Source organism: Nocardioides zeicaulis, from assembly GCF_042432345.1.
GTDB lineage: Bacteria > Actinomycetota > Actinomycetes > Propionibacteriales > Nocardioidaceae > Nocardioides > Nocardioides zeicaulis.
Genome location: NZ_JBHLXH010000002.1, coordinates 428654 through 451400, shown reverse-complemented (window position 1 = coordinate 451400; position 22747 = coordinate 428654). Strand labels below are relative to the sequence as shown.

At 72.2% G+C, this 22747-nt stretch carries 23 protein-coding genes and 1 tRNA gene; 21 read left to right on the top strand and 3 right to left on the bottom strand.

The annotated features are described in order from the left end of the window. Positions 1-113 precede the first annotated feature (113 nt). Positions 114-734, top strand: a complete 621-nt coding sequence (locus ACFFJG_RS16675; protein ID WP_378519908.1) for a hypothetical protein — start codon at positions 114-116, stop codon at positions 732-734. Further along, positions 731-1654, top strand: a complete 924-nt coding sequence (locus ACFFJG_RS16670) for an LCP family protein (protein WP_378519907.1) — start codon at positions 731-733, stop codon at positions 1652-1654. The genes ACFFJG_RS16675 and ACFFJG_RS16670 overlap by 4 nt, the downstream gene beginning before the upstream one ends. Positions 1655-1741: 87 nt before the next feature. Here the strand turns inward: ACFFJG_RS16670 and ACFFJG_RS16665 are convergent, their stop codons facing one another. The 3 genes from ACFFJG_RS16665 to ACFFJG_RS16655 all read right to left on the bottom strand — a co-directional run bounded on the left by ACFFJG_RS16665 (position 1742) and on the right by ACFFJG_RS16655 (position 3985). Beyond that, positions 1742-3139 (bottom strand): choice-of-anchor P domain-containing protein, encoded by a 1398-nt coding sequence (locus tag ACFFJG_RS16665; RefSeq protein ID WP_378519906.1) that lies wholly within the window; start codon positions 3137-3139, stop codon positions 1742-1744. Between the two features lie 204 nt (positions 3140-3343). Beyond that, positions 3344-3416, bottom strand: a tRNA-Arg gene (locus tag ACFFJG_RS16660). Between the two features lie 71 nt (positions 3417-3487). After that, a complete protein-coding gene (locus ACFFJG_RS16655) occupies positions 3488-3985 on the bottom strand; it encodes a thioesterase family protein (protein WP_378519905.1) in 498 nt (165 codons plus the stop codon). A gap of 93 nt (positions 3986-4078) precedes the next feature. Between ACFFJG_RS16655 and argS the strand changes: the two genes are divergently transcribed. The 19 genes from argS to ACFFJG_RS16560 all read left to right on the top strand — a co-directional run bounded on the left by argS (position 4079) and on the right by ACFFJG_RS16560 (position 22746). Next, positions 4079-5734, top strand: coding sequence for an arginine--tRNA ligase (argS, locus tag ACFFJG_RS16650; protein ID WP_378519904.1), 1656 nt, complete (start codon positions 4079-4081; stop codon positions 5732-5734). A gap of 6 nt (positions 5735-5740) precedes the next feature. Further along, positions 5741-7144 (top strand): diaminopimelate decarboxylase, encoded by a 1404-nt coding sequence (lysA, locus tag ACFFJG_RS16645; RefSeq protein ID WP_378519903.1) that lies wholly within the window; start codon positions 5741-5743, stop codon positions 7142-7144. Further along, entirely contained in the window at positions 7144-8445 is a 1302-nt protein-coding gene (locus ACFFJG_RS16640) for a homoserine dehydrogenase (RefSeq protein ID WP_378519902.1), read from the top strand. Before lysA ends, ACFFJG_RS16640 begins: the two co-directional genes overlap by 1 nt. Further along, positions 8442-9530 carry a threonine synthase gene (gene thrC / locus ACFFJG_RS16635; protein WP_378519901.1) on the top strand — a complete coding sequence of 363 codons (1089 nt, stop codon included), beginning with the start codon at positions 8442-8444 and terminating at the stop codon, positions 9528-9530. Before ACFFJG_RS16640 ends, thrC begins: the two co-directional genes overlap by 4 nt. A 2-nt stretch (positions 9531-9532) precedes the next feature. Beyond that, complete coding sequence (thrB, locus tag ACFFJG_RS16630; RefSeq protein ID WP_378519900.1) at positions 9533-10441, top strand: homoserine kinase; 909 nt, start codon at positions 9533-9535, stop codon at positions 10439-10441. A gap of 137 nt (positions 10442-10578) precedes the next feature. Next, positions 10579-12528 (top strand): transcription termination factor Rho, encoded by a 1950-nt coding sequence (gene rho / locus ACFFJG_RS16625; RefSeq protein ID WP_378519899.1) that lies wholly within the window; start codon positions 10579-10581, stop codon positions 12526-12528. 178 nt (positions 12529-12706) lie between these two features. After that, entirely contained in the window at positions 12707-12931 is a 225-nt protein-coding gene (rpmE, locus tag ACFFJG_RS16620; RefSeq protein ID WP_121140724.1) for a 50S ribosomal protein L31, read from the top strand. A 99-nt stretch (positions 12932-13030) separates the two neighbouring features. Beyond that, on the top strand, positions 13031-14104 hold the full coding sequence (gene prfA / locus ACFFJG_RS16615; protein WP_378519898.1) for a peptide chain release factor 1: 1074 nt from the start codon (positions 13031-13033) through the stop codon (positions 14102-14104). Then, entirely contained in the window at positions 14101-14937 is an 837-nt protein-coding gene (gene prmC, locus ACFFJG_RS16610; RefSeq protein ID WP_378519897.1) for a peptide chain release factor N(5)-glutamine methyltransferase, read from the top strand. The genes prfA and prmC overlap by 4 nt, the downstream gene beginning before the upstream one ends. Then, positions 14934-15599: an L-threonylcarbamoyladenylate synthase gene (locus ACFFJG_RS16605; RefSeq protein ID WP_378519896.1), complete on the top strand. Its 666-nt coding sequence runs from the start codon at positions 14934-14936 to the stop codon at positions 15597-15599. The genes prmC and ACFFJG_RS16605 overlap by 4 nt, the downstream gene beginning before the upstream one ends. 6 nt (positions 15600-15605) lie before the next feature. Next, entirely contained in the window at positions 15606-16796 is a 1191-nt protein-coding gene (locus tag ACFFJG_RS16600; RefSeq protein WP_378519895.1) for an MraY family glycosyltransferase, read from the top strand. 95 nt (positions 16797-16891) lie between these two features. Continuing rightward, the gene (locus ACFFJG_RS16595; RefSeq protein WP_378519894.1) at positions 16892-17371 is read left to right on the top strand and encodes a hypothetical protein; all 480 of its coding nucleotides are present in this window, start codon (positions 16892-16894) and stop codon (positions 17369-17371) included. Between the two features lie 29 nt (positions 17372-17400). Continuing rightward, complete coding sequence (locus tag ACFFJG_RS16590; protein WP_378519893.1) at positions 17401-17625, top strand: hypothetical protein; 225 nt, start codon at positions 17401-17403, stop codon at positions 17623-17625. Positions 17626-17637: 12 nt separating this feature from the next. Continuing rightward, positions 17638-18435 carry a F0F1 ATP synthase subunit A gene (atpB, locus tag ACFFJG_RS16585; protein ID WP_378519892.1) on the top strand — a complete coding sequence of 266 codons (798 nt, stop codon included), beginning with the start codon at positions 17638-17640 and terminating at the stop codon, positions 18433-18435. 100 nt (positions 18436-18535) lie between these two features. Next, positions 18536-18724 (top strand): ATP synthase F0 subunit C, encoded by a 189-nt coding sequence (atpE, locus tag ACFFJG_RS16580; RefSeq protein WP_344732221.1) that lies wholly within the window; start codon positions 18536-18538, stop codon positions 18722-18724. A 31-nt stretch (positions 18725-18755) separates the two neighbouring features. Further along, positions 18756-19331, top strand: a complete 576-nt coding sequence (locus ACFFJG_RS16575) for a F0F1 ATP synthase subunit B (protein ID WP_378519891.1) — start codon at positions 18756-18758, stop codon at positions 19329-19331. Continuing rightward, positions 19331-20125: a F0F1 ATP synthase subunit delta gene (locus tag ACFFJG_RS16570; RefSeq protein WP_378519890.1), complete on the top strand. Its 795-nt coding sequence runs from the start codon at positions 19331-19333 to the stop codon at positions 20123-20125. The genes ACFFJG_RS16575 and ACFFJG_RS16570 overlap by 1 nt, the downstream gene beginning before the upstream one ends. Positions 20126-20184: 59 nt before the next feature. Then, the gene (gene atpA, locus ACFFJG_RS16565) at positions 20185-21825 is read left to right on the top strand and encodes a F0F1 ATP synthase subunit alpha (protein WP_378519889.1); all 1641 of its coding nucleotides are present in this window, start codon (positions 20185-20187) and stop codon (positions 21823-21825) included. Positions 21826-21828: 3 nt separating this feature from the next. Continuing rightward, entirely contained in the window at positions 21829-22746 is a 918-nt protein-coding gene (locus ACFFJG_RS16560; RefSeq protein ID WP_378519888.1) for a F0F1 ATP synthase subunit gamma, read from the top strand. Position 22747 lies beyond the last annotated feature (1 nt).

Genomic DNA, 22747 nt, shown 5'->3' with positions numbered 1-22747 from the left:
AAATGCAGGGGCGGGGCTGCCGTGTGAGGCATGGTGTCGCCCACACCGGTCCCTACTGATCGGTACGCCTTCCCACCGTGCCCCGCACCGCCTGTCACACCGCTGGAGTCGTCATGCCACGCCCCTCGCCGGGGGTCCCTCCGTGGAGCCCCCGCACCGCCGCCCTCGCCCTCGTCCTGACCGCCTCAGGGGCGCTCGCCGGGTGCCAGTCGGCGACCGGTCCGCAGACCGCCCCCGACCGGCTCTCGCGTGACGACGGGGGCGTCACGCTCGCCTCGCACGGCATCGAGACGAAGACCCGGATCCACCGCGTGTACGGCCGCCTGCCGGACGTCCGGCGCAAGGAGGTGCGCACCGAGGTCGGCCGGGTGGTCGACCGCTGGTGGGACGCGGCCTACCTCGGTGGCGACTACCCCCGCTCCTCGTTCCCGTCGGCCTTCCCGGGCTTCACCGCCGGTGCCGAGCAGCGTGCGCGCGACGACAAGGCGCTGCTGACCAACCAGACGCAGGGCGCGTCGATCGACTCGGTGACGGCCAAGCACCGCACCGTCACCCTCGACATCCTGGCCACGGACCGGCAGGCGCGCTCGGTCACGGCCCACGTGCTGCTCCGCTTCGAGACGACGGGGGACAGGGCCGGCACCACGACCGTGCGCGGCCGCCTCTTCCTCACCCGCCAGGGCAGGAGCTGGCGGATCTTCGGCTACGACGTCGCCAAGGGGGCGCAGCGATGAGGACACCGACACCCACGACCTGTGTCCGGGCCGTGCGCGCGCTCGCGCTCGCGGCGGTGCTGGCCGTGACCGCCCTGGTGGTGCCGCAGTCGGCCGTGCAGTCCACCGAGGTCACCCTGACCCGCATCCGGCACGCCCAGGGCGTCGCGGTCGGCGGGCACGACGTCGTGTGGATCCTCGCTGTCGGCTCGGACGCCAGGCCGGGGGAGGACATGCGCCGCTCGCGCGGCGACGCGCTCCAGCTGGTCGGCATCGACACCCGCACCGGCGCGGCGAGCGCGATCGGCGTGCCGCGCGACTCGTGGGTCGACATCCCCGGCCACGGCCGGGAGAAGATCAACTCCGCGCTCTACTTCGGCGGCCCGCAGGGCATGGCGGGCGCCATGCGCACCCTGGTCGGCATCGAGCCCGACTACGTGATGGTGACCCGGTTCCCGTTCTTCGAGGACATGGTCGACGACATCGGCGGCATCACCGTGACCAACCCGCGCCGGTTCTCCGACCCGTACCTGAAGAAGGAGGGCTTCGCCCGCGGCCGGATCCACCTCGACGGCTACAACGCCATGGCGTTCTCCCGGATCCGCAAGAGCCTCGCGGGCGGCGACTTCGACCGCTCGGCCAACCAGCAGCGCACGCTGCGCGGGATCCACGCCCGGATCCGGGCGCAGGCCGACCGGCCGGGCTTCATCGAGCGCGGAGTGATGACGGTGATGGAGCACATGGCCACCGACGCCTCGCCGGCCGAGCTCTACCAGCTGGCGCAGGCGGTCGCGCAGGTCGACCCGCGCCGCATCACCACCTGCGTGGTGCAGGGCAGGGTGGGCTACGTCGGTGCGGCGAGCGTGGTCTTCCCCGACGTCGCCCAGGCCCGCCGCCTGGGCAGCGACGCGCGCGGCGACGCGACGCTGCGCCACTGCTGAGCCACTGCTGATCCGCACACCACGCGGCACCGGGCCGAACCCCATGGCCGGCCCGGTGCCACTGCCCGGGAGCGTAGTGGCGGGTGGTCAGCGCGGGTAGATGCGACCAGCCGTTCGGGCGAGGTCGATGACGACCGCGTCGGAGAACAGCTTGACCCGCAGCCCGATGACCTGCGACCCGCGGTAGCCGGTGTCGACGAGCTGGCGCTGGATCACGCCCATGCCGTTGGGCAGCTCGACCACACCGCCCGGTGCGGGGATCTCGACCGGCTGGCCGGCCACGGTGATCGAGCCGACCGCGGTGCTGACCTTCGAGCCGACGCGCTTGCCGGTCTTCTGGCGCATCGCGGCCCGCGACGACACGTCGGAGATCACCAGCTGAGCCGACGGGACGGAGACCTGGTCGATCGCGGTGCGCGACCAGCCCTTGGCCACCTGCGTGCCGCGGTGCTGGTCGCCGTTGACCTGGTAGGTGACGCCGTCGAGCAGGACCGGCACCGGCACGAGCTGGCTGGCGTGGGCGACCTGGTAGGTCTGCGTGCGGCCGCGCGAGCCCTGGCACGGCAGCGCCTTGTGCTCCACGTTGCCGAAGCTCAGCGCGCCGTCGAGGGCCTGGTAGTCCATGGCCGTGCCGCCGGAGCGGAAGACCCCGACCGGGGCGGGACCGCCCATCCGGACCCGGGCGGTGCCGAGCTCGACGAGCTGGTGGCGCTCTCCCGCGGTGACGTCGATGCGCAGCGCGGAGGCCTGCGACTGCGCGTTGTGGTCGTTGGACCGGCCGTTCTCGTAGCCGAGGGCGATGGTGCCCAGGCCTGGGATCTCGATCGGCTTCGTGGCGTCGCTGAGCACCTGGAAGACCTGCTGGGCCGCCTGCTGGGTGCCGGTGAAGACCGTGTCGGTGACCTGGTCGAGCGGCGCGAGCAGCTGCTGGAGCTCGGGCGGCAGGCTCTGCACGACCGTGTTGTCGAGCAGCTCGAGGGAGATGCTGGCGAAGGTGAAGCCCTCGTCGTGGCCGTAGCCCTGTGGGGTGTGGAACGCGTTCGCGGTCGTCTGGAGACCCTTGATGACCAGCCTCGGCGTGGTGAGCGGGCCGACGGTGCCGCCGATGCTGACGTCGCCGATGGTGTTGGTGCCGCGCACGCCGTGCGTCTCACCGTCGGCGTAGGTCTCGGTCCGGCTGGTGCTCGCCGAGACCTGGATGAGCGGGTTGTCGGGCACGGAGGCCACGGACGAGCGCTCGACGGTCTGCCCGACGGCGCGGGTGCAGAGCTGCTGGGCGTGGGCGTCCTTGAGGTCGAGGGCCTCCACGCTGTCGGTGACCAGCTTCACGCCGTAGACGTCGCCGCGGTAGCCGAAGTCGCTGAGGCCGGCGCCGGCGTCGCGCTGGTGCGCCTGCGCGGGGACCGCCGAGACGGCGGCGAGGACGAGGCCGGCGCTGAGGCCGGCGCTGACGGCGGCGGCGAGGCGGCGGGTGCGGTGGTGCATCGGTTCCCTCCCAGGATCTGGCGGGGATCCCCGCCGCTCCCCTGTGACCGGCGGGCAACCCCTGCACCGGTTGAACGACGGACCTGCCGCGGGGTCACGCCGGGAGGGGCAGGGAGTGGCGGGAGAGAGGCGGAGAGTGCCGCGGAGGTGCGGGGAGAGGGGGAGATGCCGGACGGCGGCACCCGAGGGTGCCGCCGTCGAGGGCGCCTCCGGCAGGATTCGAACCTGCGGCACCTGGTACCGGAAACCAGTGCTCTATCCCCTGAGCTACGGAGGCCCGCTGCGGCCGGGGCCGCTGCGCGCCGAACACTACCCGTCCGGCGACGCGGGGGTGAAACCGCCTCGCGGTCAGCGCAGGGCGAGCGAGCCCGACGTGTCCGCCTCGAACGGGAGCTTCGCGTGCTCCGCGACCCGGGCGTCCATCCGCTCGGCGACGTCGGCCGGCCACGGTGCCGTACGACGGGTGGAGAGGTCGATGTGGAGGAAGATCTCCTCCACGACGCAGGAGACCTGCTGGTTGGTCTCGTCGAGCAGGTAGACCAGCACGTGGGCGGCCCGCTCGGAGCGCCCGAGCAGCCGCACCCTGGCCGACATGGCCACGCCGGTGTGCAGCTCGTTGAGGTAGGTGACGTGGTGCTCGGCGGTGAAGCACGCGTGGCCGTCGGTCAGCGGCCACATCTGCGGGATGCCGAGCTCGACCAGCGACTCGTCGAGGCCCTCGGAGGCGATCCCGATGTAGTGGCGCACGTTGAGGTGGCCGTTGATGTCCTCGAAGGGCATCGGGACGGGCTGCTCGACGTAGGCCGGGAGGTCGACGAGCTGGGCGTAGGTGGGGTGGGTCGTCACAGCCCGAACCCTAGGGCAGGGCCGCGCGTGGGCGCCCGGCCGCAGGCTGAAACCGGTTCGGTGGTGGCGCGGGGGCGCCGATAGGCTTGGCGGGTGAACCCCGATCAGCTCTCCGAGACCATCGTCGACGTCCTGACGGCCCTCGTGGCCGACGGTGCGGTCACGCTGCCCGACGGCGTACCGGGCCAGGTCACGGTGGAGCGACCCCGGCAGAAGGGTCACGGCGACTACGCCACCAACGTCGCGCTGCAGCTGGCCAAGAAGGCCGGCACCAACCCGCGCGCCCTCGCCGACCTCGTCGCCGAGCGGCTGCGTGCCGCCGACGGGGTCTCCGACGTCGAGGTGGCCGGGCCCGGCTTCCTCAACATCTCGGTCGAGGCCGGCGCGCAGGGCCAGGTGGCGGCCGACGTCGTCGCGGCGGGGGAGTCCTACGGCTCGTCCGACGCCTTCGCCGGCGAGAAGATCAACCTCGAGTTCGTCTCCGCGAACCCCACCGGTCCGCTCCACCTCGGCGGTGTGCGCTGGGCCGCGGTCGGCGACGCGCTGGGCCGGATCTTCACCAAGACCGGCGCCGACGTCACCCGCGAGTACTACTTCAACGACCACGGCGCCCAGATCGACCGGTTCAGCTCCTCGCTGCTGGCCAGCGCCAAGGGCGAGCCGGCCCCCGAGGACGGCTACGGCGGGCAGTACATCCACGACATCGCCGCCGCCGTCGTGGAGCAGCGCCCCGACGTCAAGGAGCTCGACGACGCGGCCGCGCAGGAGGTCTTCCGCGAGGTCGGCGTCGAGATGATGTTCGCCGAGATCAAGAAGTCGCTGGCCGACTTCGGGGTCGACTTCGACGTCTACTTCCACGAGAAGTCGCTGCACGACAGCGGCGCCGTCGAGCGCGCCATCGCCCGCCTCACCGAGATGGGCAACACCTACGAGGCCGACGGCGCGCTGTGGCTGCGCACCGAGAAGTACGGCGACGACAAGGACCGCGTGATCATCCGGTCCAACGGCACGCCCGCCTACATCTCCGGCGACCTGGGCTACTACCTCGACAAGCGCGAGCGCGGCTTCGACCGCTGCTTCATCATGCTCGGCGCCGACCACCACGGCTACGTCGGCCGGATGAACGCGATGTGCAGCGCCTTCGGCGACGAGCCCGGCAAGAACCTCGAGATCCTCATCGGGCAGATGGTCAACCTGCTCCGCGACGGCGAGCCGATGCGGATGTCGAAGCGCAACGGCACGATCGTGAGCATCGACGACCTGGTGGACGCGATCGGCGTGGACGCCGCCCGCTACGCCCTGGCCCGCTACCACAGCGACAGCCCGATCGACATCGACCTCGACCTGTGGTCGCGCGCGACCAACGACAACCCGGTCTTCACCGTGCAGTACGCCCACGCCCGGGTGTCGAGCCTGATGCGCAACGCCGCCGACCTCGGTGTCGTGGCCGCGTCGCACCCCGAGCTGCTCGAGCACGAGAAGGAGGGCGAGCTGCTGCGGGCGCTGGCGGAGTTCCCGCGCGTGGTCAAGGCCGCCGCCGAGCTGCGCGAGCCCCACCGCGTCGCGCGCTACCTCGAGGAGCTCGCGGGCACCTACCACCGCTTCTACGACAGCTGCCGCGTGCTGCCGCGCGGCGACGAGGAGACCACCGACCTCCACCGCGCCCGCCTGGTGCTGGTCGATGCGACCCGGGTGGTCCTGGCCAACGGCCTCGACCTGCTGGGCGTCTCGGCGCCCGAGAGGATGTGAGCGGTCGTGCCGACCGCCCATCCCTCCGGTTGGGCGCACGCCGACGGCGCGCTGCGCGGCCCCCACTGGCTGCGTGAGCCGGCCGACCCCAACGCGCTGGTCGCGCACCTGTGGTCGCGCACAACCACCAAGTCCGGCGGCGTGCTGTCGGTCGGCGGCGTGCCGCTGCCCGACCTGGTCCGCGAGCACGGCTCACCGGCGTACGTCCTCGACGAGGCCGACTTCCGGGCCCGCGCCGTGGCGTTCCGCGACGCGTTCGCCGACTTCGACGTCTACTACGCGGGCAAGGCGTTCCTCTGCACCACCGTGGCGCGGTGGCTGGCCGACGACGGTCTGAGCCTGGACGTGTGCTCCGGAGGCGAGCTCACGGTCGCCGAGCGGGCCGGCTTCCCGATGGCGCGGGTGGGCTTCCACGGCAACAACAAGACGCTCGCCGAGCTCGAGCGGGCCGTCGAGCTCGGCGTCGGGCGGGTGATCGTCGACTCCTTCGACGAGGTGGAGCGGCTCGCGGCCGTCACCACCGAGCTCGGCCGCACCACGGGCGTCATGGTCCGGGTCACCGCGGGGGTCGAGGCGCACACCCACGAGTACATCGCCACCGCCCACGAGGACCAGAAGTTCGGCTTCTCCATCGCCAGCGGCGACGCGCTCGAGGCGGTGCGCCGCGTGCACGCCGCGCCCGGCCTGCGCCTGCTCGGCCTGCACTCCCACATCGGCAGCCAGATCTTCGACACCTCCGGATTCGAGGTCGCCGCGCGGCGGGTGCTCGCGCTGCACGCCCAGGTGGGCACCGAGCTCGGCGTCGCGATGCCGGAGATGGACCTCGGCGGCGGCTTCGGCATCGCCTACACCACGCAGGACGACCCGTCGGAGCCCGAGGCGCTCGCCGCCGGCATCACGGCGATCGTCGAGCACGAGTGCCGGGCCCTCGGCATCGCTCGTCCCCGGCTGTCCATCGAGCCGGGCCGCGCGGTCGTCGGGCCGTCGATGTGCACCGTCTACGAGGTCGGCACGGTCAAGGAGGTCGCCCTCGACGGCGGCGCGCGGCGCTCCTACGTCTCGGTCGACGGCGGGATGAGCGACAACATCCGCACCGCGCTCTACGACGCCGACTACTCCGCGACGCTCGCCTCCCGCGCCTCCGAGGCCGGGCCGTCGCTGGCGCGGGTGGTCGGCAAGCACTGCGAGGCCGGCGACATCGTGGTCAAGGACGAGTTCCTCCCCGGCGACGTACGACCCGGCGACCTCGTCGCGGTGCCCGGGACGGGGGCCTACTGCAGATCCATGGCCTCCAACTACAACCACGCCCTCCGTCCTCCGGTGATCGGAGTGCGGGACGGGAAGACCTTCACCGTCCTGCGGCGCGAGACTGTGGCGGACCTGTTGGCGACCGATGTGGGTGTTCAGTGATGAGTGACGATGGCAAGCGCGCCCTGAGGGTGGCGGTGCTGGGCTGCGGCTCGGTCGGGTCGCAGGTCGTGCGCCTGCTCAGCGAGCAGCGCGACGACCTCGCCGCACGGGTCGGCGCGCCGGTCGAGCTGGTCGGGGTCGCGGTGCGCCGCCTCGACGCACCGCGTGACGTCGAGGTGCCCGAGGGCCTGCTCACCACCGACGCCGCCGGGCTGGTCGCCCGCGACGACGTCGACGTGGTCGTCGAGGTGATCGGTGGCATCGAGCCCGCCCGCGGGCTGATCCTCTCCGCGCTGGAGAACGGCGCGAGCGTCGTCACCGCCAACAAGGCGCTGCTCGCCGAGGACGGCCCGACGCTCTTCGAGGCCGCCGCGAAGGCCGAGCGCGACCTCTACTACGAGGCGGCCGTCGCCGGCGCGATCCCGATCCTGCGCCCGCTGCGCGAGTCGCTCGCCGGCGACAAGGTGACCCGCGTGCTCGGCATCGTCAACGGCACCACCAACTTCATCCTCGACAAGATGGACACCTCCGGCGCCGGCTTCTCCGAGGCGCTGCAGGAGGCCCAGGACCTCGGCTACGCCGAGGCCGACCCGACCGCCGACGTCGAGGGCTTCGACGCCGCCGCGAAGGCCGCGATCCTGGCGAGCCTGGCCTTCCACTCCCGCGTCACCGCCTCCGACGTGCACCGCGAGGGCATCTCCGAGGTGACCGCGGCAGACGTGGCCAGCGCCCGCGACATGGGCTCGGTGGTCAAGCTGCTCGCGATCTGCGAGCTGCGCGGCGACCAGGTCGCGGCCCGGGTGCACCCGGCGATGATCCCGCGCTCCCACCCGCTGGCGAGCGTGCGCGAGGCCTACAACGCGGTGTTCGTCGAGTCCGAGGCCGCCGGCCAGCTGATGTTCTACGGCCCCGGCGCCGGCGGTGCGCCGACGGCGAGCGCGGTGCTCGGTGACCTCGTCACCGTGGCCCGCAACCGCATCGCCGGCACCCGCGGTGCCGGAGAGTCGGCCTACGCCGACCGCGCGGTGCAGCCGATGGGGGAGACCCGCACCCGCTACCACGTGGCGATCGACGTCGACGACCGTGCCGGCGTGCTCGCGGCGGTCGCCAACGCGTTCGCCGACCACGACGTGTCGATCCAGACCGTGCGCCAGGAGGGCCGCGGCGCCGACGCCCAGCTCGTGGTCGTCTCGCACGCCGCCCCCGACGCCGCGCTCAGCGCGACGGTGGCGCAGCTGCGGCAGATGGACATCGTGCGCGAGGTCACCTCGGTGATGCGCGTGGAGGGTGGGGACGAGTGAGCAGCCCGATCGCCGGGGGGACCCACCAGTGGCGCGGCCTGATCGAGGAGTACCGCGACCTCATCGACCTGCTGCCTGCGGGCCTCGAGCCGGTCACCCTGCGCGAGGGCGGCACCCCGCTCGTCCACTCCGGCTGGCTGTCCTCGCTGACCGGCGGGCAGGTGTGGCTCAAGGTCGAGGGCGACAACCCCACCGGCTCGTTCAAGGACCGCGGCATGACCACCGCGATCTCGGTGGCCAAGCACGACGGCGCTCGGGCCGTGGTGTGCGCCTCCACCGGCAACACCTCCGCGTCGATGGCCGCCTACGCCGCCAAGGCCGGCCTCAAGCCGCTCGTGCTCGTGCCGGAGGGCAAGATCGCGGCGGGCAAGATGGCGCAGGCGGTCGTGCACGGCGCGCAGATCATCATGGTGCGCGGCAACTTCGACCACTGCCTGCAGATGGCCAAGGGCCTGGCGTGGAGCTACCCCGTCGCGCTGGTCAACTCGGTCAACCCGGTGCGGCTCCAGGGCCAGAAGACCGCCGCGTTCGAGATCTGCGACTTCCTCGGTGACGCCCCCGACTACCACCTCCTGCCCGTGGGCAACGCCGGCAACATCTCGGCGTACTGGATGGGCTACGAGCAGTACGCCGACCTCGGGCGCTCCAGCAAGCGGCCGGTGATGCGGGGCTTCCAGGCCGAGGGCGCCTCGCCCCTGGTGACCGGCGAGCCGTTCCCCGACCCCGAGACCAAGGCCACCGCGATCCGCATCGGCAACCCGGCGTCGTGGAAGCTCGCCGAGGCCGCCGCGCAGGAGTCCGGCGGCCGGTTCGCCGCGGTGAGCGACGCGCAGATCCTCGCCGCGCAGGCCGGCCTGGCCCGCCACGACGGCGTCTTCGTCGAGCCCGCCTCCGCCGCAGGCATCGCCGGGCTGCTCGCCGAGCTCGCGGCGGGGGAGAGCTACGCCGGCGCCACGGTCGCGATCACCGTCACCGGCCACGGCCTCAAGGACACCGCCACCGCGCTGGAGTCGCACGGCGACGTGGTCGACACGGTCGTGGACGCCGACGTCGAGGCGGCCGCCGCCGCGGCCGGGCTCGCCTGAGCATGGCGACGTTCGTCGAGGGACCGGTGCGGGTCACCGTGCCCGCCACGTCGGCCAACCTCGGCCCCGGGTTCGACTCGCTCGGGCTCGCGCTGTCGCTGCGCGACGAGCTGGAGGCCGAGGTGCTGCCGTCCGGGCTCGTGGTCGAGGTCGAGGGTGCGGGCGCCGGGACGGACGGGACGGGGGTGCCGCTCGACGAGAGCCACCTCGTGGTCCGGGCGATGCGGGCCGCGTTCGCGCTGATGGGGGAGCAGCCGCCGGGCCTGCGGCTGGCCTGCCACAACCGCATCCCGCACGCCCGGGGACTCGGGTCGTCGTCCGCCGCGATCGTCGCCGGCGTGGTGCTCGCGCGCGGCCTGGTGGCCGGGGGGCAGCTGCTCGCCTCCGACGAGGCCCTGCTCGAGCTCGCCGCCGACCTCGAGGGCCACCCCGACAACGTCGCGCCCGCCCTCCTCGGCGGCTTCGTGATCTCCGGGCGTGAGGACGAGCGCTGGTACGCCGTCCGCGCCGGCGTCGACCCCCGCGTCAGCGCGGTGGTCTTCGTGCCGCCGGCCGGGGTCGAGACCACGGTCGCGCGCGGCCTGCTGCCCGACGTGGTGCCCCACGCCGACGCCGCGGCCAACTCCGGGCGCGCGGCCCTGCTGGTCGCTGCCCTGACCGGGCAGCCGGAGCACCTGCTGGCCGCCACCCGCGACTGGCTCCACCAGGACCAGCGGGAGCCGGCGATGCCGGAGACGCTCGCCCTCGTCCGTGCCCTGCGCGCCGACGGCGTGCCGGCCGTCGTCTCCGGCGCGGGCCCGACGGTGCTGGCCTTCGGGGCCGGGGACACCTCGGAGCTCGAGGCCCGGTGCCCGCAGGGCTGGCAGTGCCACGCCCTGGCCGTGGAGCCCGAAGGGGCCGTCCTCGGCTGAGGGGCCTGCTAACCTGACGGCGCGCCGTTCGGCGCACCAGCCCGTCCCGGTCTCCGACCGCGCGGACGGGCGAGACCATCCGCCTCGCGCACCGCTCGACGGTGACCCGCAGGCGACGCTACGTGCGAAGGACCCACGTGACCGAGACTCCCTCCGCTGCCGCGGAGACCGCTGCCGAGACCGCGCCCGCGAAGAAGGCCGCCGCCCGGAAGGCGGGTGGCGGGCTCAGCTCGATGCTGCTCGCCGACCTCAAGTCCATGGCCGTCGGCCTGGGCGTCGCCGGCGCCGGCTCGATGAAGAAGGCGCAGCTCGTCGACGCGATCAAGGCCGCCCAGTCCGGCGGCGGCGCGAAGGCCGGGCGCGCCCAGGACGCCCCGGCCCAGGCGGCGCCCGCGCAGGAGGCCCCCGCGCAGGAGGCCCCCGCGCAGGCGGCTGCGCAGCCGGCCGCCGACGAGCCCACGACCCGCACCACCGTGCGGACCCGCACCCGCAAGCAGCGCGCGGCCGAGCAGGCCGGTGAGCGCCAGCAGCAGGCTCCGGCCGACCAGCCGGCCGAGCAGCCGTCGGGCCGGCCCGCGGACCAGCAGCAGGACCAGCAGCAGGACCAGCAGCAGGACCAGCCGTCCGGGAAGCAGGAACGCCCCGGCAAGCAGGACCGCCAGGGCAAGCAGTCCGACCAGCAGGACCGCCAGGGCAAGCAGTCCGACAAGCAGGACCGCCAGGGCAAGAAGGGCAAGCAGCAGAACCAGCAGCAGGACCAGCAGGACCAGCAGCAGGACCGTCAGGCCCAGCAGCAGGACCGTCAGTCCCAGCAGCAGGACCGTCAGTCCCAGCAGCAGGACCGTCAGGCCCAGCAGAACCAGCAGAACCGGGACCAGCAGAACCGGGACCAGCAGAGCCGGGACCTCGACGACGACGAGGACGGGGAGGGCGGCAGCCGGCGCAACCGGCGCCGCCGTGGCCGCGACCGCACCACGGTGCGGACGAGCGGGCGCAACGAGCCCGACACCACGATCCTCGAGGACGACGTGCTGGTGCCCGCCGCGGGCATCCTCGACGTCCTGGAGAACTGCGCCTTCGTCCGGACCTCGGGCTACCTGCCCGGCCCGGAGGACGTCTACCTCTCGCTGTCGATGGTGCGGAAGTACCACCTGCGCCGCGGCGACGCCGTGGTCGGCCAGGTGCGCCAGCCCCGCGAGGGCGAGCGCCGCGAGAAGTTCAACCCGATGGTGCGCATCGACAGCGTCAACGGCACCGAGGCCGACTCGACCCGCGAGCGCCCGGAGTTCGGTGCGGCGACCCCCGTGCACCCGCACCAGCGCCTGCGCCTGGCCTCCGACGCCGACCTGGTCGGCAAGGTGATCGACATCGCTGCCCCGGTGGGCAAGGGCCAGCGCGGGCTCATCCTGACCCCGCCGCGCACCGGTGCGACGTCGCTGCTCCAGTCGGTCGCGCAGTCGGTGACGACCAACAACCCCGAGTGCCACGTGATGGTCGTCCTCGTCGACGCCCGTCCCGAGGAGGTCACCGACTTCCAGCGCGCGGTCAAGGGCGAGGTCGTGGCCTCGACGTTCGACCGGCAGCCGGCCGACCACACCCTGGTCGCCGAGCTGGCCATCGAGCGCGCCAAGCGCCTCGTCGAGCTCGGCCACGACGTGGTCGTGCTGCTCGACTCCCTCACCCGTCTCGGCCGGGCCTACAACCTCGCGGCCCCGGCCAACGGCCGCGTGCTCGCGGGCATCGTGGACGCCTCGGCCGTGCACCCGGTGAAGGAGTTCTTCGGCGCCGCCCGCACGATCGAGGACGGCGGCTCGCTGACGGTCCTGGCGACGGTCGCGGTCGGCACCGGCTCGGCGACCGACGAGTTCTTCCTCGAGGAGATCGCCGGCACCGAGAACTGGGAGCTCGCCCTCAGCGCGGACCGGGCCGCGAAGGGCATCGTGCCCGCGGTCGATGTCACGCTGTCGGGCACGCGCCACGAGGACCGGCTGCTCGCGCCGGCGGAGGGCGCCGTCGTCGGCGACCTGCGGACCAAGCTCGCCGCGGCCGACTCCCAGCAGGCCGTCACCAAGGTCGTCGGCCGCTGACGCCCGTCCCCGGGTCCACCTCCGGATCCACCCCCGGATCCACCCCCGGACCCACCCCGCCGTCGGGAATGCCCGGATTGGCGCCGCTGTTCAGACCGGTGGCACACTTGTGCGCCGGCTCCGGTTCACGTCACTACGCATCCACGCGGGCGACCCGGAGCACATCGAGAGGAAAGCCATGAAGAAGGACACCCACCCCGAGTACGTCGAGACGGCCGTGACCTGCACCTGCGGCGCGTCGTTCACGACCCGCAGCACCGCGACCTCCGGCTCGATCCACGCCGACGTCTGCTCGCAGTGCCACCCGTTCTACACCGGCAAGCAGAAGATCCTCGACACCGGCGGCCGCGTCGCCCGGTTCGAGTCCCGCTACGGCAAGAAGGCTGCTGCCGAGAGCAAGTAGTCCACGCCAGGCGCCGGTCGCCCGCTCCGTGCGGGTGGCCGGCGCCTTGTCGTCTGGCGGGGTCCGTGCGGGACCGGTCGTGAGGGAGCAGGAGCACAGATGTTCGAGGCCGTCGAGGGCATGAGGGCGGAGCACGCCGAGCTGGAGGAGCGCCTGGCCCTGCCCGAGACCCACGCCGACCAGCGCCTGGCCAAGCAGCTCAACCAGCGCTACGCCGAGCTCTCGGCGGTCGTGTCGACCTGGCAGGAGTGGCAGCAGCTCGGCGACGACGTCGAGGCGGCCCGCGAGCTCGCCTCCGACGACCCCGCGTTCGCGCAGGAGGCCGACGACCTGGCCGCCCGTCGAGAGGTGGCCGCGGAGCGGCTGCGCCGGCTGCTGGTCCCACGCGACGCCGCCGACGGCAAGGACGCGCTGCTGGAGATCAAGTCGGGCGAGGGCGGCGAGGAGTCGGCGCTGTTCGCCGGCGACCTGCTGCGGATGTACTCCCGCTACGCCGAGACCCGTGGCTGGGCGGTCGAGGTGCTCGACTCCACCGAGTCCGACCTCGGCGGCTACAAGTCGGTCACCGCGGCGGTCAAGGCGCGCGGGACGGTCGAGCCCGGCCAGGCGCCGTACGCCCTGCTCAAGTTCGAGGGCGGCGTGCACCGCGTGCAGCGGGTGCCGGTGACCGAGTCGCAGGGCCGCGTGCACACCTCCGCGGCCGGCGTCCTGGTGATGCCCGAGGCCGAGCAGGTCGACGTCGAGATCAACGACAACGACCTGCGCATCGACGTCTACCGCTCCAGCGGCCCCGGCGGCCAGAGCGTCAACACGACCGACTCCGCCGTCCGGATCACCCACCTGCCCACCGGCATCGTGGCGAGCTGCCAGAACGAGAAGAGCCAGCTGCAGAACAAGGAGTCCGCGATGCGCATCCTGCGCGGACGGCTCCTCCAGGCCGCGCAGGACGCCGCGGACGCCGAGGCCAGCGACGCGCGACGCTCGCAGGTGCGCACGGTGGACCGCAGCGAACGGATCCGCACCTACAACTACCCGGAGAACCGGATCTCCGACCACCGCACGGGCTACAAGTCCTACAACCTCGACCAGGTCCTCGACGGCGACCTCCAGCCGGTCCTCGACTCGTGCGTCGAGACCGACATGGCCGCCCGCCTGGCGGCGCTCGAGCAGTGAGGGACCTGCGCCGCCGGGCCGCCGAGCGCCTGCGTGAGGCCGGCGTCGCCTCACCCGAGCGCGACGCCGACCTGCTCCTGGCCCACGTGCTCGGGATCGGCCTCGGGCGTCTCCCGCTGGTCGACGGCCTCGACGCCGCCCAGCGCGAGGCGTACGACGCCCTCCTGGCGCGACGCGCCGACCGTGAGCCGCTCCAGCACCTGACCGGCACGGCTGCCTTCCGCCACGTCGAGCTCGCCGTCGGACCGGGGGTGTTCGTGCCGAGGCCCGAGACCGAGCTGCTGGCCGGCTGGGCGATCGACGCCGCCCGCGCCGTCGAGGGCACCCCGGTCGTGGCCGACCTGTGCACCGGCTCCGGCGCGATCGCCCGCGCGGTCGCCGACGAGGTGCCGGGAGCGGAGGTGCACGCCGTCGAGCTCGACGAGGCCGCGCTCGCCTGGGCCGAGCGCAACCTCGCCGGCACCGGCGTCGACCTGCGCCACGGCGACCTGGCGACGGCGTTCGACGACCTGGCCGGCCGGTTCGACGTCGTGGTGTGCAACCCGCCCTACATCCCGCTCGAGGCGTGGGAGTCGGTGGCGGCCGAGGCGCGCGACCACGACCCCCACCTGGCCCTGTTCTCCGGCCAGGACGGCCTCGACGCGATGCGGGTCCTCGAGCGCCGCGCCGCGCTGCTGCTGCGGCCCGGGGGAGTGGTCGGCGCGGAGCACGCCGACGTGCAGGGCGAGTCCGCCCCCGGCGTCTTCCGCGCCACCGGCCGCTGGCGCGACGTCGCGGACCACCTCGACCTCGCGGGTCGGCCTCGTTACCTGACCGCGCGACTGGCACGATGAGCGACGTGGACAGGATCGACACCTCGACCCCGGAGGGGCGAGAAGAGGCAGTGACCGCCGCCGCGACCGCCGTACGACGCGGGCAGCTGGTGGTCATCCCCACCGACACCGTCTACGGCATCGCCGCCGACGCGTTCTCGCACGAGGCCGTGCAGGGACTCCTCGACGCCAAGGGCCGCGGCCGTGAGATGCCGCCGCCGGTGCTGGTGTCGGCCGCCACCACGCTCGACGCGCTCGCGGAGGGCGTGCCCGCGTGGGCGCGCACGCTCGTCGAGCGCTTCTGGCCCGGTCCGCTGACGCTCGTGTGCCGCCAGCAGGCCTCGCTCATGTGGGACCTGGGGGAGACCCGCGGCACCGTCGCGGTCCGGATGCCCGACGACGAGGTCGCCCTCGCCGTCCTCGAGCGCACCGGCCCGCTCGCGGTCAGCTCGGCCAACCTCACCGGGCGCCCCGCCGCCACCGACGCCGACGCCGCCGAGGAGATGCTCGGCGACGCGGTCGCCGTGATCGTCGACGCCGGCACCTCGCCGGGAGGGGAGGCCTCGACGATCGTCGACGTCACCGTCCCCGAGGGCCGCGTCCTGCGCCTGGGAGCGCTGTCGCTCGAGCAGCTCAACGAGGCCCTCACCGAGCACGGCATCGTGCTCGCCGACCAGGGATAGGCCCGGATGCGGGAGTACCTCCTCGTCTTCCTCGTCGCCCTGTCGGTGACCTACCTGCTCACCGTGGTGGCGCGGGAGATCGCGCTGCGCACGGGTGCGGTGGCACAGGTCCGCGACCGCGACGTGCACGCGGAGCCGATCCCGTACCTCGGCGGCCTGGCGATGTTCGGCGGCCTGTGCGCCGCCTACCTCGTGGCGCAGGAGCTGCCCTTCCTCTCCCGCAGCGACACCTTCGTGTTCGACGACGCCGGCGCGGTGCTGCTCGCGGGCGCGCTGGTCTGCGCGGTCGGCGTCATCGACGACATCTTCGAGCTCGACGCGCTCACCAAGCTCGGCGGGCAGGTGCTTGCCGCGGGCCTGCTCGTCGCCCTGGGCGTGCGGTTCTGGTACTTCCCGGGGGCCGACGGCACCCAGTTCGCCCTCGACGACGCGCAGGGCACGCTGCTGACGCTCGTCGTGGTCATCGGCACCATGAACGCGGTCAACTTCGTCGACGGCCTCGACGGCCTGGCCGCGGGCGTCGTCGGCATCGGGGCGGCGGCCTTCTTCCTCTACTGCTACACGCTCGCGGCGACCAACAACCTCACCCTGGCCACCACGGGAGCCCTGCTCAGCGCCGGCCTCGCCGGGGCGTGCGCCGGGTTCCTGCCGCACAACTTCCACCCGGCGCGCCTGTTCATGGGCGACTCCGGGTCGATGCTGATCGGGCTGGTGCTCTCGGCGAGCGCGCTGACCCTCACCGGGCAGTTCCCGGGCGTGAGCACCGGCGGCAACAGCCTCTTCGTCACCGTCCTGCCGGTGCTGCTGCCGATCTCGCTGCTCATGGTGCCCATCGTCGACCTCGTGCTGGCCGTCGTACGTCGCACCCGCGCAGGCCGCTCGCCGATGAGCGCCGACAAGCAGCACCTGCACCACCGGCTCCTCGAGATCGGCCACTCGCAGCGCCGCGCGGTGCTGATCATGTGGATGTGGGCGTTCACCATCGCCACGGGGGCGGTCATCGTGAGCCTCTACGACACCCGGCTGGTGTGGGTGGCGGTGGGCTCCATGCTGGCGCTGACGATCGGGATGACCTTCGTGCTGCCCAAGGTCCACCGGCCCCGGAAGACCGGGCTGGGGGACACCGGGCTGCCCGAGAACGCCGCCGTCGAGGGGCGCGAGGACGAGCCCGCCGACGCGTCCGCCCTCGGGTCCTGAGAGGATCCGGGGACCCCGTTTCGGGGCCCCGCAGGACTTTGTGATAGTTTTCACGAGCAGTCAGAACTGACCTCCACCACGGACAGGCCGCCACCATGACGACCGAGTCGAAGCAGGACACCCGCACCGGGATGTCACCGCTCCTCGGTGCGTTGGGCGCCGGTGCGGCAGCGGTCCTGGTCCTGGTTCTCGTCGGCGCCGTGACGGCGGGCCGGTCCGCCGTGGTCGGTGCGACGACCGGGGGAGTGCTGACCCTGCTGGTCTTCGCCCTCGGCATCGCGTTCGTGAGCCTGGTGGCCCGCGTGATGCCCCGCGCCTCCCTCCTGGTCGCCCTGCTGACCTACGTGCTCCAGCTGCTCGTCCTCGGTGTCTGCGTGCTGGCCATCGACGGTGCCGGCTACGGCGCCGACACCCTCGCTCGCGGCTGGTTCGCGGCCGGCGTGATCGCGGTGACCCTGCTGTGGATGGCCGGGCACCTCGTCGCCGCCACGCGCCAGCGCATCCCCGCCTGGGACGTCTCGTCGAGCGCTTCGACCACCGGGCAGCCGGTGGCTCACCCCGGGGGTGAGCGATGACCGATTCCGCTGCTAGTGTCCGGTCTGCGATGGCTCGACAGCTTCCCCCGCAGACCCCATCCGACGACGCACCCAAGGGCGACCCCTGGCACGCCTTCGGCTACGTGGTCTCCGGTGTGGCGCTCTACGGGCTGGCAGGTTGGGCGCTCGATCGGTGGCTCGGAACGACCTTCCTCGTGGCGATCGGCATCCTCGTCGGTGCCGGCTTCGGGATCTACATGACGTACGCACGGTTCAACAAGGCAAGCCAGTAGGAGACTGACTCGATGTTCGGCATCACGATGGCTGAGTCCGGTGGCGAGTTCGTCGCGCCGGGCCCCAACAGCTTCGACTTCTCCAAGCAAGCGCTGTTCCACATCGGTGACACCGCGATCACCAAGCCCATGGTGCAGCTGCTGCTCGGCGCTGTCCTGGTCTTCGCCTTCTTCTTCGTCGCCTTCCGCCGCCCCTCGCTGGTCCCGGGCCGCATGCAGTTCGCCGGGGAGAGCGCCTACGGCATGGTCCGCAACTCGATGGGCCGCGACATCATCGGCAGCCACGACTTCATCAAGTTCGTGCCGTACCTCGTGACGCTCTTCTTCTTCATCCTGATCAACAACGCCTTCGCGTCGATCCCCTTCATCCAGTTCCCGACGTTCTCGCGGGCCTCGATGGCCTACGCGCTGGCGGGCCTCAGCTGGGTCATCTACAACGGTGTCGGCATCAAGAAGCACGGCCTCCTCGGCTACCTCAAGCTCCAGAGCGTGCCGTCGGGCGTCAGCCCGGCGATGTACCCGCTGCTGGTCCCGCTGGAGTTCTTCTCCAACATCCTGGTCCGCCCCGTCACGCTGGCGCTGCGACTCTTCGCCAACATGTTCGCCGGCCACCTCCTGCTCATCCTGTTCTCCACCGGCGGCCTCTTCCTGCTGGAGTACGGCGGCATCGGCTACGTCGCCGGTCCGCTCGCCTGGGTCCTGGCCATCGCGATCTCGTTCCTCGAGCTCCTGGTGCAGTTCCTCCAGGCCTACGTCTTCACCCTGCTCAACGCGATGTACATCTCCGGCGCGCTCGCCGACGAGCACTGACCCGCCCGCGTCGCCCCCAGATCTGCACCACCCCAACACCTGAAGCAGCACTGAACGAAAGGAACTCACCGTGACTGGTGAACTCAACGGCTCGCTCAACATGATCGGCTACGGCCTGGCGGCCATCGGCCCCGGTGTCGGCATCGGCCTGATCTTCGCGGCCTACATCTCCGGCGTCGCCCGTCAGCCCGAGGCGCAGAGCCGCCTCCAGTCGATCGCCATCCTGGGCTTCGCGCTCGCCGAGGCGCTCGCGATCATCGGTATCGCCCTCGCGTTCGTCCTCAGCTGACGCCTGCCCTTCACTGACCTAGGACTGCCCCATGCAGAATCTGATCTTCCTCGCGGAGGGCGAGCCCACCGAGGGTGGGCACGCCCCGGAGAACCCGCTCGGGTTCGTCCCCGTCGAGTTCGCCCTGTCGCTCGTCGTCTTCGGCCTGCTGCTCTTCCTGATCTGGAAGTTCGTCGCCCCGCGCTTCGAGCAGACCTTCGCCGAGCGCACCCAGGCGATCGAGGGCGGCATCGCCGCGGCCGAGTCCAAGCAGGCCGAGGCCGACGCCCGGCTCGCCGAGCTGGAGAAGCAGCTCGCCGACGCCCGGCACGAGGCGGCGCGCATCCGCGAGGAGGCGCGCGAGCAGGGTGCCCAGATCGTGGCCGAGATGCGGGAGCAGGCCCAGGCCGAGTCCAGCCGCATCATCGAGCACGGCAAGGCGCAGATCGAGGCCGAGCGCCAGCAGGCGGTCACCTCGCTCCGTGCCGAGGTCGGCACCCTCGCGACCGGCCTGGCCGGGCGCATCGTGGGTGAGAGCCTGGAGGACGAGGCCCGCCAGAGCCGCGTCGTCGAGCGCTTCCTCGCCGACCTCGAGGCGCAGGGCTCCACGCCGGGGAGCGTCAACTGATGATGCGAGGTGCGTCCGCAGACGCCTACGCCGCAGCCGCCGCCGCCCTCCCGGGCAGCGGTGACCTCGGCACGGTGGCGCAGGACCTGTTCGGCGTCGCCGACCTCCTCCGTGCCGAGGCGGGCCTGCGCCGGGTCGCCACCGACGTGTCGGTGCCCGGCGAGGCCAAGGCCGGCCTGGTCCGAGACGTGCTGTCCGGCAAGGTCTCCGACGGGGCGCTCCAGGTGGTGACCACCGCTGTGTCCCAGCGGTGGACCGCCACCCGGGACCTCCCGGACGTCCTCGAGCAGCTCGGCGTGGTCGCGCTGGTCCGCTCGTCGGGTGACGACGCCGGCCGCCTCGAGGACGAGCTGTTCGCCGTCGGCCAGCTCGTGCAGGGCAGCCCGGAGCTGCGCCAGGCGCTCTCCGACCCCGCACGCAGCCGCTCCGACAAGACCGCGCTCGTGCACGGGCTGCTCGGCGACAAGGTGCTCCCGGCGACGCTCGCGCTCGTCGGCCAGGCCCTGTCCGGCACCCACCGCACGATCTCGGTCGCGCTGACCGAGTACCAGAAGGTGGCGGCCGAGGTCCGCAACCAGGGCGTCGCGACCGTCCACGTCGCCCGCCCGCTGTCCGACGCCGACCGCGAGCGGTTGGCCGCCTCGCTGTCGCGGACGTACGGTCGACAGGTCCACCTCAACGTCGTCGTCGACCCCTCGGTCATCGGCGGCATCCGGGTCGAGATCGGTGACGACGTCATCGACGGGACGGTCTCCAGCCGCCTCGACGACGCCGGGCGCAGGCTCGCCGGCTGATCCAGACCACCCAGACCCAAGCAACACTTTCGAGCAGACCAGAGAACAGGTGAGATGAAATGACGGAGCTGTCCATCCGTCCGGACGAGATCCGCGACGCTCTTCAGCGCTTCGTGTCGGACTACAAGCCCGAGTCGGCCACGACCGAAGAGGTCGGCACCGTGGCCGAGGCCGCGGACGGCATCGCCCGTGTCTCCGGCCTGCCCTCGGTCATGGCCAACGAGCTGCTCGAGTTCGAGGACGGCACCCTCGGCCTCGCGCTCAACCTCGACACCCGCGAGGTCGGCGTCGTGGTCCTGGGTGACTTCGACAAGATCGAGGAGGGCCAGACGGTCCGCCGCACCGGCGAGATCCTCTCGGTCCCCGTGGGCGAGAACTACCTCGGCCGCGTGGTCGACCCGCTCGGCAACCCGATCGACGGCCTGGGCGACATCGCCTCCGACGAGCGACGCGCGCTGGAGCTCCAGGCTCCCGGCGTGATGGTGCGCAAGTCGGTGCACGAGCCGCTCGCCACCGGCATCAAGGCCATCGACGCGCTGACCCCGATCGGCCGCGGCCAGCGCCAGCTGATCATCGGCGACCGCGCGACGGGCAAGACCACGATCGCGATCGACACGATCATCAACCAGAAGGCCAACTGGGAGTCCGGCGACCCGGACAAGCAGGTGCGCTGCATCTACGTCGCCATCGGCCAGAAGGGCTCGACCATCGCCTCCGTGCGTGGCGCCCTCGAGGAGGCCGGCGCGCTGGAGTACACGACCATCGTGGCCTCCCCGGCGTCCGACTCCGCCGGCTTCAAGTACCTCGCCCCCTACACCGGCTCGGCCATCGGCCAGCACTGGATGTACGACGGCAAGCACGTCCTCATCGTGTTCGACGACCTCACCAAGCAGGCCGAGGCCTACCGTGCGGTGTCGCTGCTGCTGCGCCGCCCGCCGGGCCGCGAGGCGTACCCCGGTGACGTCTTCTACCTGCACAGCCGGCTGCTCGAGCGCTGCGCGAAGCTCTCCGACGACATGGGCAAGGGCTCGATGACCGGTCTGCCGATCATCGAGACCAAGGCCAACGACGTCTCGGCGTTCATCCCCACCAACGTCATCTCGATCACCGACGGCCAGATCTTCTTGCAGTCGGACCTGTTCGCGGCCAACCAGCGTCCCGCCATCGACGTGGGCGTCTCGGTCTCGCGCGTGGGCGGCTCGGCGATGACGAAGGCGATGAAGAACGTCACCGGCTCGCTCAAGGTCGACCTGGCGCAGTTCCGCGCCATGGAGGCGTTCGCGATGTTCGCCTCCGACCTCGACGCCGCCTCGCGCCAGCAGCTCGACCGCGGCCAGCGCCTGATGGCCCTGCTCAAGCAGCCGCAGTACTCGCCGTACCCGGTCGAGGAGATGACCGTCTCCTTGTGGACCGGCACGTCGGGTCGCCTCGACAAGGTCCCCACCGACGACGTCCTGCGCTTCGAGAACGAGTTCCTCGACTACCTGCGTCGCAGCCACGAGGGCATCCTCGCCGGCATCCGCGAGTCGCTGAAGTTCGAGGACTCGACCGAGGACCAGCTCGCCGCTGCGTACGACTCCTTCCTCGACCAGTTCGAGACCTCCGACGGCCAGAGCATCAAGGCCGGCAAGGAAGAGCACGTCGCCCTCGAGGACGAGGACGTCGAGCAGGAGCAGATCGTCAAGCAGAAGCGAGGCTGACGCATGGCTCTCTCGGTACGCGAGTACCGCGCGCGGATCAGGTCGACGGAGTCGATGAAGAAGATCACGCGTGCCATGGAGCTCATCGCTGCGTCCCGCATCATCAAGGCACAGCAGCGGGCGCAGGCGGCAGCGCCGTACGCCCGTGAGCTCACCCGCGCGGTGTCGGCCGTGGCGACGTTCTCCAACGTCGAGCACGCGCTGACCACCGAGCCGGCGGACCCGAAGAGGGCCGCGGTCCTCATCGTCACCTCCGACCGCGGCCTGGCGGGCGCCTACTCCTCGAGCGTGCTCAAGGAGGCCGAGCGCCTCGTCGAGAAGCTCAAGGGCGAGGGCAAGGACGTCGACCTCTACACCAGCGGTCGCAAGGGCGAGGCCTACTTCAAGTTCCGCCAGCGCGCCGTGGCGAAGTCCTGGACGGGCTTCTCCGACCAGCCGACCTACGACGTGGCGGCCGAGATCGGCGCGACGCTGATCGACGCCTTCCTCGGCGAGACCGGCGAGGACGAGCGGGCCGTCGACGAGGTCCACGTGGTCTACACGCGGTTCCGCTCGATGCTCAGCCAGGAGCCCACTGCCGTGCGGCTCCTCCCGCTGGAGGTCGTGGAGGGCACCGAGGCTCCCGAGCAGGGCGACCTGCTGCCGCTCTACGAGTTCGAGCCGTCCCCCTCGGACGTGCTCGACTCCCTGCTCCCGCGCTACGTCCAGAGCCGGATCTTCTTCGCCCTCCTGCAGGCGGCCGCCTCCGAGCTGGCCGCCCGGCAGAAGGCGATGAAGTCCGCCACGGACAACGCCGACGAGCTCATCAAGAAGTACAAGCGCATCGCCAACCAGGCCCGCCAGGCTGGCATTACCCAAGAGATCAGCGAGATCGTCGGTGGCGTCAACGCCCTTGCCGACGCACAAGCCGGGAGTGAGTGAA